We start from the raw sequence: 17495 nt of genomic DNA, 5'->3' as shown, positions 1-17495 counted from the left end.
AATCCCACGGCGCCGCGGCTGGAAGCCGCTGCACCGTGGGACCCGATCGGTACCGAGGCGTGCCGGGAGATCAGGATCCCTCGTCGAGCCTCTTGCTCTTGCCCTGGAGCCTGTCGATGTGCTCGGACGCCTCGGCCTTGTTGATGTCTGCGGGGATCTCCTCGCCGGCCTCGCGGGCGAGGGTGTCGAGGTAGCTGCGCTGAGCCGCGGTCATGGGCTCGTCGCCGGTGACCCAGTCGGAGGGATCGCGCTCGAAACCGCCGTCGGGCTCGGAGGTCGGGCTTCCCAGTGTGTCTGCCATGTGTGTTCCTCTTCGTCGTGGGGCGTGAGCCATCAGTCTACTTACCGTCACCGACACCCTTGTAGGGTGGTGCCATGATCACCGTCAGAGGATCCATCAGCACCGTCCTTCCTCCCGAGCGGGCCTTCGCCTTCCTCTCCGAGTTCGAGAACACGAGCACCTGGGATCCCGGGACTCCCGTCGTCGGGAAGCGGTCCGACGGACCGGCTGCCGTGGGGCACCGCTACCATGCCGAGGCCGAGTTCCGTGGCAAGCGCCGGCCGATCGAGTACGAGATCATCGAGCTGCGGCCCGGGCACATCCGGTTGCGCGGGGAGAATAAGACTCTCGTCGCCTCCGATGCGATGGACGTGGTCCCCTCGACGTCCATCCCGGGCGGCAGCGATGTCACCTACACCGCGGAATTCGACCTGAAGGGGATGCTGAAGATCGCACAGCCCCTCCTTCGGCCGGCGTTCGACGCGCTGCGTGATCCGGCGTTGAACGGGATGAAGGGGAAGCTCGACAGCCTGGCCGGCTAGCGCGGTTCCGGGCCCACGTCGGCGATCCACCGCCCGACGGGTGGGGGCTCCTGTGGTCCGTCCGGCCGGCGGATCGCCGGGACGCGTCTGCGCACCTGGCGCTCGGAGTGCGCTGCCAGCCGCATCCGTCCGCTGGTGTACCGCACCCCACCGCGCGCCCTGCTCAGGACGGCGAGCCAGCTGCACACGGACCGCTGCGCGAGCCACAGCGGTGCCCACAGCGCAGCAGCGGGTGGATGCACCTCCCGCCCACTCCGCCGTCGCCGGCCCAGCTCCGCCAGGGCGGCGACGCCGCAGGCCAGCCCGGCAAGCTGCAATCCGTCGGGGCGGATGAGGACCAGCGCGGGCAGGACGCCGAGTTCCGCCAGAAGGCGCGCCGGCTGCGCCACGCTGTCATAGGCCTGCCGCACGCGCTGCCGCAGACGTGCTGCGGCAGTACAGGGAAGACGACGCACGAAGAGATCGTCCGCCCGGGCCTCCCTCCCGCCGGCAGCACGGATGGTCCGGACCAGTTCGAGGTCCTCGAACAGGGCGTCGGTACTGTACCCACCGGGCGTGACGCCGGAAGGACGCGTCGGGGGATCCATCGACCACCGTGACGTCGACCCACCGCACCAGCCGGGACAGGTAGCGGGCCAGCTCATCGGGGGCCCCCGTCGGTCCACCTCAGCGGCAGGATGTACTCGGCCGGCTGGTGCATGGCTGCTGCGGGTCCTCCTGCGCAACGGGTTCCCGGACCTGATATCCGCTTCTCCTCAACTACTAAGGCTGCTTATGGTGAGAAGTGCCCGCGGGAGAAACCCAGCAGACACCAGGAGGAACAGTGAGCCAGCCAGTGCAGCAGCAGGACCCACCCGGAACCACCGATGCGATGGAGCCCGCGCCCGATCACGGCGAACAGTCCTACCGCGGTTCGGGCCGCCTCGCCGGCAAGAAGGCGGTCATCACCGGCGGTGACAGCGGCATCGGTCGCGCGGTCGCCATCGCGTATGCGAGGGAGGGCGCGGACGTCCTCATCAGCTATCTGGACGAGGACGACGACGCCCGCGAGACCGCGCGCTGGGTCGAGGAGGCAGGCAGGACCGCTGTCCTCTTCCCCGGCGATCTGGCCGATCCGGCGACGTGCAGGGGCGTGATCGACACGGCGGTGCAGGAGTTCGGGCGCGTGGACATCCTCGTCAGCAACGCCGCCTTCCAGATGACGCACGAGAGCATCGAGGAGATTCCGGACGAGGAGTGGGACCGCACCCTGGCCATCAACCTCAGCGCGTTCTTCCACCTGACGAAGGCGGTCCTCCCGCACATGGGCCCGGGAGGCTCGATCATCGGCTCCAGTTCAGTGAACTCGGACAACCCCGTCCCCACCCTCATGCCCTATTCGGCCACCAAGGCCGGCATCGCGAACATGACGGCCGCCATGGCGCAGCTCCTCGCCGAGCGCGGCATCCGCGCCAATTCGGTGGCGCCCGGACCGATCTGGACACCGCTCATCCCGGCGACCATGCCCGAGGACCAGGTGGAGAGCTTCGGGCAGCAGGTCCCGATGCAGCGCGCAGGCCAGCCGGCGGAGCTCGCCCCGGTGTATGTGCTGCTGGCCTCGGACGAAGCGAGCTACGTCTCCGGTGCACGCATCGCCGTGACGGGCGGACAACCCATCCTGTAGCGTCCGTCCGCTCCGTCCGGGACGCACCCATCCACGGCCGGAGCGGACACGAACATGTGGGGGACAAGCCTCCCTCGGACGCATAACAGTGGTCGTCCGCGGGAGGCTGTCCTCCCCACGCAGCACCGCTCCGGAGGCGGACCGGACCGGGGACTCAGCCCCGGAACATCGGCAGCGGTGCTCCTGCCACACCAGGCGTCACCGCGAAGAGGGCGCCCGCCAGTGGCTCCGACCCGGCCGGGATGTTCTCCTGCGTGGTCGTGATGAACAGGGTTGAGAGGTCCGCCCCACCGAAGGCACACGCCGTCACGTTGGTGACGGGCAGCGGGATGTGTTCCGACAACCTGCCCGACGCATCGAAGCGCGCCACGGCGCCGCCACCGTAGAGCGCGGTCCAGATACCGCCCTCCGCGTCGATCGCCATGCCGTCCGGCATACCGAGCGCCGGCTCGACGACGGCGAAGGTGCGGCGGTCCGTGAACCTCCCCGCCTCGACGTCGTACCCGAGCGCGTCGATGCGGCCCGTCGGGGTGTCGCTGAAGAAGACGGTGGCGCCGTCGGGGGAGAAGTGCAGGCCGTTCGACACGGTGATCCCGCCGAGCACCGTCGAGACGGAGTGGTCGCCGTCCAGCGAGTACAGCGTGCCGGCGCCGAAGCCACCCTCCCAGCCCATGGAGCCGCAGAGGAACCTGCCGGCCGTGTCGCAGCCGCCGTCGTTCATGCGGACGGCGGGGTCGTCGAAGGCCTCCGGCCCCTGCACCAGATCGGAGAGCGACTCGTCCGCGAACACGAAACCACGCTCCACGCCGATGACGTAGCCGCCCGAAGCGCGGCCGCGGATCACCCCGGCGAGGCGGGGATGCACGTCGTGCCGGTCGATGCTGCCGTCCTCGTGGCGCACGAGGACGTCGCCCTCCATCATGTCGACGAGGAGCAGTTCACCCCGCCGCGGATCCCAGTAGGGTCCCTCGCCGTGGAAGGTGCAGACATCGGAGATCTGTTCGGCTTTCACTGTGCCTCCTGGCGGTTCGCGGCTGGTGCGGTCGGTCCGGCGTCAGCCGCCGGTGGGTGCGGGGGTGGCCTCGGACAGGCCCACGCAGGCCCGTGTCTGCTCGACCCGCGAGACGGCGTCGCCCAGCTCCACGAGGACCGTGCTGGAGGCCACCTCCTCCGGATCGAACAGGACCTCGACGGCGGGATCCCGCCCGTAGGTGGTCGCGGTCCACGCAGGATCACCCTCTCGGACCACCCAGTCGACGTCGTTCACAGTCACGCAGGGATCGGTGGTCGGCCCGGGGACGACGACGCCGCAGCGCAGCACCACCCGGGACGGATCGCCCCAGGCCGACGTCGCCTGGCTGTTCGTGTCCCGCTGCTCGTTCTCGGCGACCAGCGGCGGCAGGGCGATCATCACGTCCGCGCAGGCGGCATTCGCGGCGTCCGCCGCGGGGTCGACGTCGACGACGGACGTGCAGCCGGGCAGTACGACCAGCAGGGTCGCGGCGGCCGCCAGGAGGGCCACGGCACGGGGGAGAGCACGCATGGAGCCAGCCTAGTGCGTGCCCCCGGCCTTCCCGCGCCGCGCGGTCGGGGCTTCATCGGCTTGCGGCCGCAGCCTCCGATCCGATCCCCGGCCCGCCCGCTGCGACACGCGGCCGCCGTCGGACCCGGCCGACCGCGCCGACGAGCCGGCCGCCAGTAGGATTCGAGAGCCGCAGCGCTCAGGCTGACGGTCCCACGCGTGACCGGTGCGCTTCCCCAGCATCCCGGCGCAGATCGAGCCGAGGACGAATGACAGCGCCCTACCCCCCTGACCCCCGTCCCACCGTCCGTTCGCGGGTCGCCGCCGCGGGTGCACTCCTCGTCGTGGCCGCGGCGGTCGCGGTGGCCGTCCCGTCCGCGCCGGCCGTCGCCGTCGCGCCCCGTCCTGCGGTCGTCGCCCAGCAGCAGCCCGACGTCGTCGAGCAGCCGCGGCCGAACGTCCTCGAGCAGCCGCAGCCGGACGCGACGTTCGGTGAACCCGCACCGCCCGTGCCGGATCCCACCGCCACGGCGGGGATCGACCCCGCTACGGGATTCGCGATCAACGCCCGGACAGGCTTCCTCGTGCATCCGGGGACCGGCCACCTGATCGAACCCGACACCGGGTACCTGCTCTTCGCGGACACGCTGATCTACACCAACGAGCGGTACGACGCCGCAACCGACCAGGTGGTACCGATCGAGGACGAGGGGCCCGTGCCGTCGCCGACCGCCGCGCAACCCACGGCGACGGCCACCCCGAGTGCGACGGCCACCGCCTCCGTGACAGCAGCCCCGCCGTCGTCCGCGCCTCCTGCCGTCGTCCCGCCTGCGACCCTGCCCTCCGCCACCCCGGAAGCGACGGTCACCGCAACGCCGCGGACGACCACCTCGCCGACCCCTTCGCCCAGCGGCAGCACGGTGGCGGTCGAGGAGGAGCGCACCTCCTCGCTCGCTCCCGCGGTCTGGATCGGCGCGGGTCTCGTCGCCGCCGTCGTGGCCGTCGTGGTGGTCGTCGCCCTCCGCAGGAGGGGCCGCCACCAGTCGTGAGTGACGCGACGGGAGGGCGCGCCCGCGGAGGCCGGGGCGCGCCCCGGGTACAGTGCAGGACGTGAAGAATCTCCTGGTGACCGGCGGAGCCGGCTTTATAGGGTCCAATTTCGTGCACTACCTGATGGAGCAGACGGACGTCTCCGTCACGGTCCTCGACAAGATGACGTACGCGGGCAACCACGCCTCCCTCGAGGGACTGCCCGCCGACCGCTTCGAACTCGTGGTCGGTGACATCGCCGATGCCGCCGTCGTCGATCCGCTGATACAGCGCGCCGACGCCGTGGTGCACTACGCCGCGGAGTCGCACAACGACAACTCCCTGCACGACCCGCGGCCCTTCCTGGACACCAACATCATCGGGACCTACACCCTGCTCGAGGCCGCCCGCCGCCACGGCACGCGCTTCCACCACATCAGCACCGACGAGGTCTACGGCGATCTGGACCTCGACGATCCCGCACGGTTCACCGAGGAGACGCCCTACAACCCGTCGAGTCCCTATTCGTCGACGAAGGCCGGCTCCGACCTCCTCGTGCGGGCGTGGGCCCGGTCCTTCGGCGTCGAGGCGACCATCAGCAACTGCTCGAACAACTACGGCCCCTACCAGCACGTCGAGAAGTTCATCCCGCGCCAGATCACCAACGTCATCGACGGTGTCCGGCCCAAGCTCTACGGTGAGGGGCTGAACGTCCGCGACTGGATTCATGCGAACGACCACTCCTCCGCTGTGTGGACCATCCTCGACAAGGGCGAGATCGGCCAGACCTACCTGATCGGTGCCGACGGGGAGCGGAACAACAAGGACGTCGTCGAACTCATCCTCACCGAGATGGGACAGGCTGCCGATGCCTACGACCACGTGGTGGACCGGGCGGGCCATGACCTGCGGTACGCGATCGACTCCACCAAGCTCCGGACCGAGCTCGGCTGGGCGCCGGAGTTCCACCACTTCGAGCAGGGCCTGCGCGACACCATCGCCTGGTACCGCGACAACGAGGCCTGGTGGCGGCCGCAGAAGGCCGTGACCGAGTCCAAGTACGTCGAACTGGGGCAGTAGCCCGTGGGCCCCACCTTCTCGAAGCCCCTCGGCTCGCGCGGGACGCCCATCCCCGGCGTCGTGCTCTTCGACCTCCCGGTCCACGGTGACAACCGCGGCTGGTTCAAGGAGAACTGGCAGCGGGCCAAGATGACGGCCGCCGGCCTCGCCGACTTCGGACCCGTGCAGAACAACATCTCCTTCAACGAAACCGCCGGCACGACCCGCGGCATCCACGCCGAACCCTGGGACAAGTTCATCTCGGTGGCGACAGGGCGCGTCTTCGGTGCCTGGGTGGACCTGCGCGAGGGACCCTCGTTCGGTGCGGTCTTCACGGCCGAGCTGGACCCCTCCACCGCCATCTTCATCCCCCGCGGCGTGGGCAATGCCTTCCAGACCCTGGAGGACGGCACGGCCTACACCTACCTCGTCAACGACCACTGGTCGGCCGACGCGCAGGACCAGTACGTGTTCCTCAATCTCGCGGACGAGACGGCGGCGATCGACTGGCCCATCCCGCTCGCGGACGCCGAGCTGTCCGACAAGGACCGGAAGCACCCGCGGCTCGCCGACGTCACACCGCTCGCGCCGCGCCGCACGCTCGTCGTCGGCGCCGACGGACAGCTGGGACGGGCGCTGCGCACGGCCCTCGCCGGGCACCCGTCGGTGGAGTTCGCCGGCCGCGCCGAGCTGGACCTGCTCGGCGGCGGGCTCGACGACGCCCGAGCGTGGACGGGCTACGAGACCATCATCAATGCGGCGGCCTACACCGCCGTCGATACCGCGGAGACCCCGGAGGGCCGCGCGGCGGCCTGGGCGGTCAACGTCTCGGGCGTCGCGGCCCTGGCGCGTGTGGCCACCGCGCACCGCATCACCCTCGTGCAGGTCTCCAGCGATTACGTCTTCGACGGATCGCGGGAACTGCATGACGAGGACGAGGCCTTCAGTCCCCTCGGTGTCTACGGGCAGACCAAGGCCGCAGGTGACGCGATCGTCGCGACCGTGCCGCGCCACTACATCGTGCGCACCAGCTGGGTCATCGGTGAGGGCGGGAACTTCGTGCGCACCATGGCGAGCCTCGCGGGCCGCGGCATCTCGCCGAGCGTGGTGGACGACCAGATCGGCCGCCTCACGTTCACCGAGGACATCGCCGGGGCCATCCTGCACCTTGTCGGCACCGGCGCACCGTACGGCACCTACAACGTCACGAACGACGGCGACGCACAGAGCTGGGCGGAGATCGCTGCGGAGGTGTTCGCCCTCTCCGGCCGGGAGCGGGAGGACGTCACGGGCGTCAGCACGGAGGAGTACTTCGCGGGCAAGGAGGCGGCCCCGCGCCCGCTGCAGAGCACACTCGACCTGGCGAAGCTCAAGGCGGCGGGCTTCACGCCGGCGCTGGCGGCAGACCGCCTCGCCGCCTACGTCCGAGCGCTCGTCCCCTAGGGGTTCCCGGTTCGCCTGGGCGGCCCTCCCGGGTGGGCCCCGTATCATTGGTCCGAATCCGACCCGACCACAGCTCCTCGACGGGGGACCCCGATGGCACTGAACGATACCGACGCGCGCGTGACACGGAGGCGCCAGCGCCATCCCGTGCGCACCACCCTGCTGGTCTTCGGTGCGCTCGTCGTCGTCGCCGCCCTCGTGGCCGGCGGCTACCTGTTCTCGCTCGCGCGGTCCTTCGATGCCGGCTCCGAGACGATCGAGACAGCCTTCCCTGCAGAGGAATCGCGCCCCGCGGTGGCGCCCGAGGCCGAAGGGGCGGTCAACATCCTCCTGCTCGGCACCGATTCCCGGGCGACGCCGGAAGAGCTGGGCGATACCGCCTCCACTGATCCTGTGGACAGTCGCGCGGACACCATGATGCTGATGCACGTCCCTGCGGACCGCCAGGACATCCAGGTCATGTCGATCATGCGTGACACGTGGACGGACATCCCGGGACATGGCGAGGCCAAGGTCAACGCGGCCATGGCGCTCGGCGGCGTCCCGCTCGTGGTGCAGACCGTCGAAGGCCTGTTCGGCACGCGCATCGACCACGTGGCGAGCATCGACTTCGAGGGGTTCAAGGGCCTGACGGACGCACTCGGCGGCGTGCAGGTGGACAACCCGGTCGCGTTCCAGTCGCGGGGCAGTAAGGGGGAGTCCTTCGGTGCCGGACCGATCACCCTGCAGGGGGAATCGGCGCTCAAGTTCGTGCGCGAACGCTATGCGTTCAGCGACGGCGACTACCAGCGGGTTAAGAACCAGCAGCTGTTCGTCAAGGCCGTGATGGGCAAGCTGCTGACCGCGGACACCCTCACCGATCCTTGGAAGGTCTACGGCGTGGTCGATCGGACGTCCCCCTTCGTGGCGGTGGACTCCGGTTTCGACTCAGCCACCCTGGGATCGCTGGCCGTCTCGCTGCGCGGGGTCCGCTCCGGTGACATCGACTTCTTCACCCTTCCCACGTCGGGTACCGGGACCTCGGCGGACGGACAGTCGATCGTCGTCAAGGATGAAGCCGCCATCGCCCGGATCGCCGAGGCTTTGCAGACCGACACCCTGCGCGACTACGTGTCGTCGGCGCCGAACGGTGGATCGTGAGCGGGAAGCGCAGATCCGTGCGGCTGACCGCTCCTGCCGCCGTCGCGGGTGCCGTCCTCACGCTCGGCGTCATCGCCGGTCCGGGGGTTGCCGTGGAGACACCGGGCCCCACACCCGTCGTGACGCCGCCGCCGGCTGCTGCGACCCTGGCACCTGCTCCGTCGCTCAGTCCCGCTCCGGAGCCGGCCCCCACATCCCCCGACCCGGGGCCCGCGGTCCTGGAGCCCGCACCCGTTCCGCCCGCACCGGCTCCGGAGCCCTCGCCGGCCGCGGAGCCTCCTGCGGAAGTCCCCGCTCCGGGCGTCGATCCGGGGACAGGCTTCCTGATCGACCCCGGGACCGGGTGGCTCGTCCACCCTCCGACGGGGTACCTCATCGAACCGGGGACGAATCTGCTGGTGATCCCCGGATCGCTCGCCTACTCGTCCTTCCGCTGGGATCCGCTGACCGATCTCGTCGAGGACCTGCGGGAGGAGGAGTTGCCGTCTCCGTCCGCCTCGCCGTCGACCGAGCCGAGGACGACGTCGACCGCACAGCCGACTGCACAGCCGACCGCGAAGCCGACGGCGGAGAGGCCGACCACGACAGCCTCCGCCCGTCCGTCCGCGACACCTACAGCGCCTGCAATGGACGAAGCGGTCTCCGGCTCGGCAGACATGGACCAGGCGTCCAGCCGATCGATCGGCACGCATCCGGCGACGCGGGTGCTCGTCATCGTCCTGCTCCTCGGGCTCGGGGTGCTGTACTACCGGCGGCTGCGCACGGGCCGGACCGTCTAATGACGCGTCCATGCAGCTTGACGCTACGATGGGCGGAATGATCAGGTCGCAAGCTCCGCTGGGGGGTGGTCCCGTTGCGCGTCATGCTCCTCACGCACTCCTATTCCCCTGAGCACAGCCCGCCCCAGCGCAGATGGACGCAGCTCGTGCGATCCTTCAGGGCAGAGGGCTGGGACGTCGACGTGGTGACCCCGGTGGCGCACGCGCCCTACGGCCGCAGGACCCTGACCAGTCATCAGGCGGGCCGCGTGTTCCGGACGGACCGCGGTGCATCCGGCGAACAGATCCGCCGTGTCCCGTTCCTGTGGCACCGGACCACGCGCAGCGGACGCCTGATCAACCACCTGTTCTCCGCCGCCATGAGCATCCCTGCCTCGGCCTTCGCCCCCCGCCCGGATGTCGTCGTCGTGACCGTGCCGAGCCTGCCCATCCTCGGCGCGGGATTCGTGGTCTCGCGCATGCTGAGGAGGCCACTGGTGGTCGACATGCGCGATGCCTGGCCGGACATCGCCCGCGATGCGCGCATCGTCCAGGGGAACGCGAAGAGCCTCGCGGAGCGGATCATCATCGCGATCCAGGACCGCGCGGATCTCGTGGTGACGGTGACCTATGGTTTCGCCCACACACTGCGCGAGAGGGGACTGAAGAACGTCGCGACGGTCACCAACGGTATCGACATGGCCTCCATCCGGGACATGTCGCCCCCGGCCGGTCGGCAGGACCGCCTCGAGGTCCTCTACCTGGGCAACCACGGCGAGAGCCAGCGCCTCGACGTGCCGATCCGCGCCGCTGCGCTCGTCGGACCGAAGATGAGACTGACGCTCGTGGGACATGGGGTGGAGCGGAACGAGCTCATGGCTCTCGCCCGACGGCTCGACGCGCCCGTCGAATTCCACCCCCCGGTCCACGGACCGGAGATCATGGACTACTACGAGCGTGCCGACACCTGCATCGTGACGCTGCGGGACGACTGGAAGTCGTTCGACACCACCATCCCGTCGAAGACCTATGAGGTGCTCTCGGTGGGACGACATGTCACGGGCATCGTCCGCGGAGAGGCCCGCAGCATCCTGGAGGAAGCCGAGGCAGGGCACATCGTGCCCTCGGAGGCGACGGCGGTCGCTGAGCTCTGGAACACCCTGGCGGACAACCGGCACCTGCTGAGGATCGGCGAGCAGGGACGGACCTGGGTCCGGAACAATGCCAATGTGCACGCGCTGGGCCGCACCTACATCGACCTCATCACCGAGGTAGCGGGACGACCGCGCCGGTGAGGATGCTCCGCCTGCTCGGCAACCTCCGGCTCGCCGGGGCCACGGCCCGCACCCATGTGAAGGACGATCCGGTCATCCTCGCCATCCAGGTGAGCCGCAGGCTGCCGCCCGGTCTCGTCCGTCGACTGGCAGGCACCATCGGATCGTCGGCGGGGGACCGGGGGAGCCGCCTCCCGGTGGTCCGGGCGCTCGCGGCCCATCTGCTCGGGCGAGCGTCCGGCGTCGAATCGATCCTCCGCAGCGCCCTGGACGCCGGGATCAGCGCGCGCTCCGCACGCCGGTTGGCCGACGTCGCCCTGGCGGCGGGCATGCTCGACGAGGCCGACGCCTTGCTGGCCCGGGCCGGTTCCGGAGCCGGGACGGCGGGGCAGCGGGCACGCCGTCGGTGGTACGACGGCGACATGACCGGCGCGGTCGGGGTGCTTCGCGAGGCGGGCCGGCATCACCACGCAGAGCGGCTTGCCGGGGAGGTGCGGATCTACGAGGGCTGGACGCCGTCCGTCCCCGGGGTCTCGGGCTACGCGCCACGGGGGAGAACCGTCCTGCACCTGCTGACCAACTCGCTGCCGCACACGGGAAGCGGCTACGCGCAGCGCACCCATTCGCTCCTCAAGGCCCAGGCGGAGGCCGGGTGGACGGTCCACGCCGCGACGAGGATCGGCTACCCCGTCCAGGTGGGGAAGCTCTTCGCGGCTGACGTCGATGTGATCGACGGCGTCACCTACCATCGACTGCTTCCGGTCCCCATGCCCCGGGGATTCGATGAGCGCCTGCAGCAGCAGGCCGACGAGTTGCTCCGACTCGCTCTGGACCTCGAGCCCTCCGTCCTGCATGCGACGACGCCCTTCACGAACGGGATCGTCGTGGAGCAGGTGGGGCGCGCCCTGGGCATCCCGTGGGTGTACGAGGCCCGCGGTCAACTCGCGGACACCTGGGCCTCGACCCGCCCGGCATACGTGAAGGCGAGCGAACGCTATAGGCTCTTCACTGATCGTGAAGCACAGGTGATGCGCAATGCCAGCCTCGTGGTGACGTTAGGTGAGGCTATGAGACAGGGAATTGTGCGCAACGGAGTCCCGGAGGACAAGATCCTGCTGAGCCCGAACGCGGTCGGCGACGAGTATCTCGACGATCCCCTCCCGCCGGCGGAAGCTCGCCGTTCCCTGGGGCTGCCCGGGACCGGTGTCTTCGTCGGCACGGTCAGCAGCCTCGTCGACTACGAGGGTCTGGACACCCTCCTCCGAGCCGTCGCCCTCCTGGCCCCGGTCCGACCGGACCTGCACTGCCTGATCGTGGGCGACGGTGCCGCAGCTGCCTCCCTCACGTCGCTGGCCCTCGAACTGGGCATCGCCTCGCGCGTGACGTTCACCGGCCGGGTCCCCCGGAACCAGGCACGGTCCTACCACCAGGCCCTCGACATCTTCGTGGTGCCGCGCAGGGACCTCGACGTGACGAGCGCCGTCACGCCGCTCAAACCGGTGGAGGCCATGGCCTGCGGCCGCGCCGTCGTCGCCAGCGACCTGCCGGCGCTGCGGGAGATCGTCACGGACGGCGTCACCGGTCTCCTGGTCGAGCCCGAGAGCCCCGACGCGCTCGCGAAAGCCATCGCGCGTCTCCTGGACGACCCGTCGGAGCGTTCCGGCCTCGGCACTCACGGCCGGGCGCAGGCACTGGCGACCCGCGTCTGGTCGCACAATGCCGCCGAGCTCTCCGATGCCTACCGGCTCCTGGAAGCCACCTCCTGATGGCTGACGACGGCCAGGAGGAGCAGGAAACCCGGGAGTCGGCCGGAGTCAGGGTGATCCCCGTCTCCACGCGCGGATTGCTCCGGATCGGTGCGCGGCCCGGATTCCTCGACTACCTGAAGCAGATCTGGGACCATCGCGCCTTCATCGTCTACGATGCGCGAGCGCGGGTCAGCAGCGGCAACCGGAGGGATCGACTGGGCAGCGCCTGGATGATCCTCAACCCGGTCCTCAACGGGCTCACGTTCTACCTCATCTTCGGCCTGCTGCTGAACACCAGCCGCGGTATCTCGAACTTCATCGGCTACCTCGTCATCGGAGTGTTCCTCTTCCAGATCAGTGCTCGGGCCATCACCAACGGAGCACGCTCGGTCCAGGCGAACAAGGCGGTCATCCAGGCGTTCAACTTCCCTCGCGCCACGCTTCCCATCTCGGTGAACGTGCGGGAGATCCTGGCCTCCGTGCCGGTGCTCATCACCATGCTGATCCTCATCCTGATCTTCCCGCCGGTGGAGGACATCACCTGGCGCTGGTTCCTGATCCTCCCGGCCCTCTTCCTCCAGGCGGTCTTCAACCTCGGCGTCGGGCTGATCCTCGCCCGGATGATCTCGCGCATCAACGACATCACCCATCTCCTGAGCTTCGCGCTACGGGTCTGGATGTACGCCTCCGCCGTGTTCTTCTCGTACGAGCGATTCATCGACCACGAGGTGCTGTTGACCATCGTCCAGCTCAATCCCCTCTTCAACGTGCTCGATATCGTGCGGGACTGCGTGCTCTATGCGACGCTGCCGTCCTGGGGCTCCTGGGGTGTCCTCTCCGCCTGGGCGTTCGGCTCGCTGATCCTCGGCATGGTGTTCTTCTGGAAGGCCGAGGAATCGTATGTCCGCGAATAGGCAGGACGACGGCGGCGGGGGAGTCCTGCCCACGGTGGTCGTCAGCGGGGTCAGCATGCGATACCACGTCCCTTCGACCGACGCGCGGAGGGCGGAGGTGCCCGCCGGAGTCGGCGGGCTGGTCCGCAGGTTGCTCGGTCGCCCTCCGCTCGTTCCCGTGGACGCACTGAACCCGTTGTCCCTCGTGGCGGAACACGGCGAGGCGATCGGGATCGTGGGGCGGAACGGATCGGGGAAGAGCACCCTCATGCGGCTCATCAGCGGTCAGAGCAATCCGACCGCCGGAGCGGTCTACGCCTCCAGCGTCCCCGTGATGCTGGGCGTCAATGCCGCGCTGGTCCCTGAACTGTCCGGCGACCACAACATCATCCTGGGATGCCTCGCCATGGGCATGACCCGGCCGGAGATCGACGAGAAGTTCGCATCGATCGTCGACCTGTCCGGGCTGGGTAAGGCGATCCACCTCCCCATGCGGTCCTACTCGTCCGGGATGTCGTCCCGGCTCCGCTTCGCGATCGCCGCCAGTGTCGATCCCGAGATCCTCCTCATCGACGAGGCGCTCAACACGGGCGATGCCCAGTTCCGGGAACGCAGCAAGGAGCGGATGAACGAGCTCCGGGCGAGCGCCGGCTCCGTCTTCCTGGTCAGCCACAGCCTGGGCACCATCAGGGAGATGTGCACGCGAGCGCTCTGGCTGGACGAGGGTGACCTCCTGATGGACGGGGACCCGGCGGCGGTCACTGCGGCGTACCTGGACTACACGCGCCATCTCACCAAGGGCAATCTCGACAGCGCCGCCGCGCTTCGCGAGGAAGCACGCAGCACGCTGGTCGTCACCGAGATCGAGGCCCAGGCACCGGGACGCAGGAAGGCATGATCAGCGGTGCTACGGGTTCGCTGGTGCGCCTGAGGCGCGGATTCTGGCACCTGCGCCGCGGTGGTGTCCGGCAGCTACAAGCCTGGAGCCGCAGGGAGCGCGCCCAGCAGCGTCATCTCGTCCCGGGGGGCGTGCGGGGAGCCGAGGGAGCGTGGCTCGGCCATGGCCGCCGCAGGCACCTGACCTTCGCTCCCACCTCTTCCGTGGCGCGGACGGCCCGCCGGAGTGAGCTGCGTGTGGGTGTCATCCTCGACGAGTTCTCCTCTGCCGCCTTCGCCTTCGAGTGGACCATCATCCCGCTCGATCCCCGCCGCTGGCTGGAGCAGTGCGAGGGGGAGCGTCTCGATTTCGTCTTCGTCGAGTCCGCCTGGTCCGGGAACAACCGTCTGTGGCGAGGGAAGGTCGGCGGACCGGAGGGTCCCTCACCCGAGTTCCGTGACCTCATGGGCTGGTGCACGGGGCATGGCGTGCCTACAGCGTTCTGGAACAAGGAGGATCCGCCCCACTACCGGGACTTCCTCCAGGCGGCAGGGCTCGCAGACTGGGTGTTCACCTCCGACGAGGGCCGCCTGCCGTCCTACCGGGAGGATCTGGGGCACGACCGTGTCGCAGTGCTTCCCTTCGCTGCCCAGCCCGCCCTCCACAATCCCGTCCGCCCTCCGCACGGCCGGCATTCGAGGGACGTCGCCTTCGCCGGCATGTACTTCGCCCACAAGTACCCCGAGCGTCGGGAGCAGCTCCAGATGCTCCTCGGCGGCGCGATGGACGCCAGTACCGGGATGAGGTTCGGGCTCGAGATCTTCTCCCGCATGCTCGGCGGCGATCCCGAGTACCAGTTTCCCGCGCCACTGGACGCCCGCGTCGTCGGAAGCCTCCGGTACGACCAGATGCTGACCGCCTACAAGGCCTTCAAGGTGTTCCTGAACGCCAATTCCGTCGTCGACTCACCCAGTATGTGCGCACGGCGCATCTTCGAGATCTCGGCCAGCGGGACACCGGTAGTCTCCGCCCCGAGCGCGGCCATCCCGGAATTCTTCACCGTGGACGAAGTCCCGGTCGCGGCGACGCGCGCCGAGACGGCCCACCTCGTCCGCGCCCTCGTGCGCAATCCCGAGTTCAACGACCGCACCGCCCATCGCGCGCAGCGTCGGATCTGGGCCGGGCATACCTACGCGCACAGGGCCGAACGCGTCGTCGAGGCCGTGCTGCCTGACCACCGGGACCCCGTCACCCGCCCCACGGTCTCGGCCCTCGTCCCCACCATCCGCGCGGGGCAACTGGATCACATCTGCCGCACCCTCGGCGGACAAGCGGGCGTCCAGGCGCAGCTCGTGCTCCTCGCCCACGGGATACCGCTCCTGGAGCGGGAGGTCCGCGCCACCGCCCTCGCCCACGGGATCCACGACGTCGTGTTCCTGTCCGAGGTGCCGGGCACCACTCTCGGTGCCTGCCTCAACCGCTGCGCCGACGCTGCGGACGGTCAGGTGCTCGCCAAGATGGACGACGACGACCACTACGGGCCGCAGTACCTGAGCGACCAGCTGTTCGCGCTCGAGTACTCCGGTGCGGACGTGGTGGGCAAGCAGGCCCACTACATGCATCTCACCTCGTCGGACGCGGTGATCCTGAGATCGGGGGAACGGGAGCACCGCTTCACCGACTTCGTCATGGGCCCCACCATCGTCGCGCGTGCCGAGTTCCTCAGGGCCGAGCGGTTCCCCGACCTCAGGAGCGGCGAGGACACGGAGTTCCTGCGGAAGGTGTCGACGAGCGGCGGGACCATCTACTCCGCAGACCGGTTCAACTACGTCCAGATCCGGAACGCGTCCGGCCATACCTGGCAGATCGGCGATTCCGAGCTCCTTGCACAGGGCGATCTCAAGTTCTACGGAAGGCCACATGAGCACGTTGATATCTGAGCGTACGTCCGGGTCCGATCGGGCCGACGTCGCCGTCGTCGGTCTCGGGTACATCGGGCTGCCCACGGCCGCGATCCTCGCCACCACCGGTCTATCCGTCGTCGGTGTCGACGTCAACCAGGGAACCGTGGACGCGGTGAACAACGGCCTCGTTCCCTTCGTGGAGCCCGACCTCGGCATCCACGTCGCCGGTGCCGTGAGCCAGGGCGCCCTTCGGGCGGCTACCACCACGCCGCGCGCGGCCGCCTATATCGTGGCGGTCCCGACGCCGTTCATGGCGGACAAGAGCGCTGATCTCTCCTACGTCAGAGCTGCTGCGGAAGGAATCGCGCCGCAGCTCCTGGGCGGGGAACTGGTCATCCTCGAGTCGACCTCGCCTCCGGGTACCACCCAGCGTCTCGGTGACTACCTCCTCGAACTCCGGCCGGATCTGAGCCTGGACGGATCGGACGGTAAGCCCGTGGTGCACCTGGCGCACTGTCCGGAGAGGGTGCTGCCCGGCCGGATCATGATCGAGATCGTCACCAACGACCGCGTGGTCGGTGGCCTGACGCGTCACGCCTCGGAAGCCGCCCGTCAGCTCTACCAGACGTTCTGCCAGGGCGAGATCCACATCACCGATGCGGCGACGGCCGAGATGAGCAAGCTGGTGGAGAACGCGTACCGGGACGTGAACATCGCCTTCGCCAACGAGCTGAGCGTCATCAGTGACACCCTGAACATCGATGTGTGGGAGCTCATCCGGCTCGCCAACCATCATCCGCGCGTCAACATCCTCAGCCCTGGACCGGGGGTGGGCGGACACTGCATCGCCGTGGATCCCTGGTTCATCGTCGCCGCGGACCCGGAACACGCCAACCTGATCCGGACGGCCCGTGAGGTCAACGACAGCAAGCCCGGACACGTGGTGGATAAGATCCTCGCCGCGATCGAGGGGATCGAGGCGCCGGTCATCGCCTGCCTGGGTCTGGCGTTCAAGGCCAACATCGACGACATCCGGGAATCGCCGGCCGTGGAGATCGTGCAACGGCTGGCAGCTGCCGCACCACATGCGCGCCTCCTGGTGGCAACCCCGCTCAGGGACCGGCGGAACCTGCCATCGGTGGTGTCCGGGATCGCCAACGTGGAGTGGCGCGAGACGCAGGACGCGGTCGACGCCGCAGGGGTGGTCGTCCTCCTGGTGGATCATGACCGGTTCCGGGAGATTCCAACCGAAAGTCTCGAGGGCAAGGTAGTCGTTGATACACGAGGATTCTGGGGGAAGAAACATGTCTAAAGCAGCGGACGGAGAACACGTCGCAATGGTGTTGCCGGCGGGTCGGCACTT

The 17495-nt window shown here is 69.2% G+C and carries 17 protein-coding genes; 13 read left to right on the top strand and 4 right to left on the bottom strand.

The window, feature by feature from the left end; genetic code table 11:
* Positions 1–70: 70 nt before the first annotated feature.
* Complete coding sequence (locus tag NVV32_RS09675) at positions 71–301, bottom strand: DUF3072 domain-containing protein (RefSeq protein ID WP_157365852.1); 231 nt, start codon at positions 299–301, stop codon at positions 71–73.
* A 74-nt stretch (positions 302–375) separates the two neighbouring features.
* Here NVV32_RS09675 and NVV32_RS09670 point away from each other — a divergent pair, with 74 nt between their 5' ends.
* Positions 376–822, top strand: coding sequence for an SRPBCC family protein (locus NVV32_RS09670; protein WP_055770602.1), 447 nt, complete (start codon positions 376–378; stop codon positions 820–822).
* Here NVV32_RS09670 and NVV32_RS09665 read toward each other — a convergent pair.
* Positions 819–1409: a hypothetical protein gene (locus tag NVV32_RS09665; protein WP_422390013.1), complete on the bottom strand. Its 591-nt coding sequence runs from the start codon at positions 1407–1409 to the stop codon at positions 819–821. The genes NVV32_RS09670 and NVV32_RS09665 overlap by 4 nt on opposite strands.
* A 236-nt stretch (positions 1410–1645) precedes the next feature.
* Between NVV32_RS09665 and NVV32_RS09660 the strand changes: the two genes are divergently transcribed.
* Positions 1646–2485 (top strand): SDR family oxidoreductase, encoded by an 840-nt coding sequence (locus tag NVV32_RS09660; protein ID WP_422390012.1) that lies wholly within the window; start codon positions 1646–1648, stop codon positions 2483–2485.
* Positions 2486–2639: 154 nt separating this feature from the next.
* Here the strand turns inward: NVV32_RS09660 and NVV32_RS09655 are convergent, their stop codons facing one another.
* Both NVV32_RS09655 and NVV32_RS09650 read right to left on the bottom strand, forming a co-directional pair.
* Positions 2640–3497: an SMP-30/gluconolactonase/LRE family protein gene (locus tag NVV32_RS09655; protein ID WP_422390011.1), complete on the bottom strand. Its 858-nt coding sequence runs from the start codon at positions 3495–3497 to the stop codon at positions 2640–2642.
* A gap of 42 nt (positions 3498–3539) precedes the next feature.
* A complete protein-coding gene (locus NVV32_RS09650) occupies positions 3540–4028 on the bottom strand; it encodes a DUF3515 family protein (protein WP_422390010.1) in 489 nt (162 codons plus the stop codon).
* A gap of 248 nt (positions 4029–4276) precedes the next feature.
* On the opposite strand from NVV32_RS09650, the gene NVV32_RS09645 reads away from it, so the two are divergent.
* The 11 genes from NVV32_RS09645 (at position 4277) to wecC (ending at position 17444) form a co-directional block, all read left to right on the top strand.
* A complete protein-coding gene (locus NVV32_RS09645; protein WP_422390009.1) occupies positions 4277–5056 on the top strand; it encodes a hypothetical protein in 780 nt (259 codons plus the stop codon).
* A 61-nt stretch (positions 5057–5117) separates the two neighbouring features.
* Entirely contained in the window at positions 5118–6116 is a 999-nt protein-coding gene (rfbB, locus tag NVV32_RS09640; RefSeq protein WP_422390008.1) for a dTDP-glucose 4,6-dehydratase, read from the top strand.
* 3 nt (positions 6117–6119) lie between these two features.
* The gene (locus tag NVV32_RS09635; RefSeq protein WP_422390007.1) at positions 6120–7538 is read left to right on the top strand and encodes a sugar nucleotide-binding protein; all 1419 of its coding nucleotides are present in this window, start codon (positions 6120–6122) and stop codon (positions 7536–7538) included.
* Between the two features lie 93 nt (positions 7539–7631).
* Positions 7632–8678 carry an LCP family protein gene (locus tag NVV32_RS09630; RefSeq protein ID WP_422390006.1) on the top strand — a complete coding sequence of 349 codons (1047 nt, stop codon included), beginning with the start codon at positions 7632–7634 and terminating at the stop codon, positions 8676–8678.
* A complete protein-coding gene (locus NVV32_RS09625; RefSeq protein ID WP_422390005.1) occupies positions 8675–9457 on the top strand; it encodes a hypothetical protein in 783 nt (260 codons plus the stop codon). Before NVV32_RS09630 ends, NVV32_RS09625 begins: the two co-directional genes overlap by 4 nt.
* 146 nt (positions 9458–9603) lie before the next feature.
* On the top strand, positions 9604–10731 hold the full coding sequence (locus NVV32_RS09620) for a glycosyltransferase family 4 protein (RefSeq protein WP_422390004.1): 1128 nt from the start codon (positions 9604–9606) through the stop codon (positions 10729–10731).
* Between the two features lie 2 nt (positions 10732–10733).
* Entirely contained in the window at positions 10734–12476 is a 1743-nt protein-coding gene (locus NVV32_RS09615; RefSeq protein ID WP_422392030.1) for a glycosyltransferase family 4 protein, read from the top strand.
* Entirely contained in the window at positions 12476–13372 is an 897-nt protein-coding gene (locus tag NVV32_RS09610; RefSeq protein WP_422390003.1) for an ABC transporter permease, read from the top strand. The genes NVV32_RS09615 and NVV32_RS09610 overlap by 1 nt, the downstream gene beginning before the upstream one ends.
* On the top strand, positions 13359–14249 hold the full coding sequence (locus NVV32_RS09605; protein ID WP_422390002.1) for an ABC transporter ATP-binding protein: 891 nt from the start codon (positions 13359–13361) through the stop codon (positions 14247–14249). The genes NVV32_RS09610 and NVV32_RS09605 overlap by 14 nt, the downstream gene beginning before the upstream one ends.
* On the top strand, positions 14246–16168 hold the full coding sequence (locus NVV32_RS09600; protein ID WP_422390001.1) for a glycosyltransferase family protein: 1923 nt from the start codon (positions 14246–14248) through the stop codon (positions 16166–16168). The genes NVV32_RS09605 and NVV32_RS09600 overlap by 4 nt, the downstream gene beginning before the upstream one ends.
* Complete coding sequence (wecC, locus tag NVV32_RS09595) at positions 16149–17444, top strand: UDP-N-acetyl-D-mannosamine dehydrogenase (RefSeq protein ID WP_422390000.1); 1296 nt, start codon at positions 16149–16151, stop codon at positions 17442–17444. Before NVV32_RS09600 ends, wecC begins: the two co-directional genes overlap by 20 nt.
* The last annotated feature ends 51 nt before the right edge of the window (positions 17445–17495 follow it).

Origin of the sequence: Arthrobacter sp. N1, from assembly GCF_048288285.1 — a bacterium.
GTDB lineage: Bacteria > Actinomycetota > Actinomycetes > Actinomycetales > Micrococcaceae > Arthrobacter_D.
This window is presented reverse-complemented; position numbering and strand designations above follow the sequence as displayed.

What these genes read in the sequence shown, in the direction of transcription:
- NVV32_RS09675 (WP_157365852.1), bottom strand. Translation starts at nt 301, where the DNA reads ATGGCAGACACACTGGGAAGCCCGACCTCCGAGCCCGACGGCGGTTTC.
- NVV32_RS09670 (WP_055770602.1), top strand. Translation starts at nt 376, where the DNA reads ATGATCACCGTCAGAGGATCCATCAGCACCGTCCTTCCTCCCGAGCGG.
- NVV32_RS09665 (WP_422390013.1), bottom strand. Translation starts at nt 1,409, where the DNA reads ATGGATCCCCCGACGCGTCCTTCCGGCGTCACGCCCGGTGGGTACAGT.
- NVV32_RS09650 (WP_422390010.1), bottom strand. Translation starts at nt 4,028, where the DNA reads ATGCGTGCTCTCCCCCGTGCCGTGGCCCTCCTGGCGGCCGCCGCGACC.
- NVV32_RS09645 (WP_422390009.1), top strand. Translation starts at nt 4,277, where the DNA reads ATGACAGCGCCCTACCCCCCTGACCCCCGTCCCACCGTCCGTTCGCGG.
- NVV32_RS09630 (WP_422390006.1), top strand. Translation starts at nt 7,632, where the DNA reads ATGGCACTGAACGATACCGACGCGCGCGTGACACGGAGGCGCCAGCGC.
- NVV32_RS09615 (WP_422392030.1), top strand. Translation starts at nt 10,734, where the DNA reads ATGCTCCGCCTGCTCGGCAACCTCCGGCTCGCCGGGGCCACGGCCCGC.
- NVV32_RS09610 (WP_422390003.1), top strand. Translation starts at nt 12,476, where the DNA reads ATGGCTGACGACGGCCAGGAGGAGCAGGAAACCCGGGAGTCGGCCGGA.
- NVV32_RS09605 (WP_422390002.1), top strand. Translation starts at nt 13,359, where the DNA reads ATGTCCGCGAATAGGCAGGACGACGGCGGCGGGGGAGTCCTGCCCACG.
- NVV32_RS09600 (WP_422390001.1), top strand. Translation starts at nt 14,246, where the DNA reads ATGATCAGCGGTGCTACGGGTTCGCTGGTGCGCCTGAGGCGCGGATTC.
- wecC (WP_422390000.1), top strand. Translation starts at nt 16,149, where the DNA reads ATGAGCACGTTGATATCTGAGCGTACGTCCGGGTCCGATCGGGCCGAC.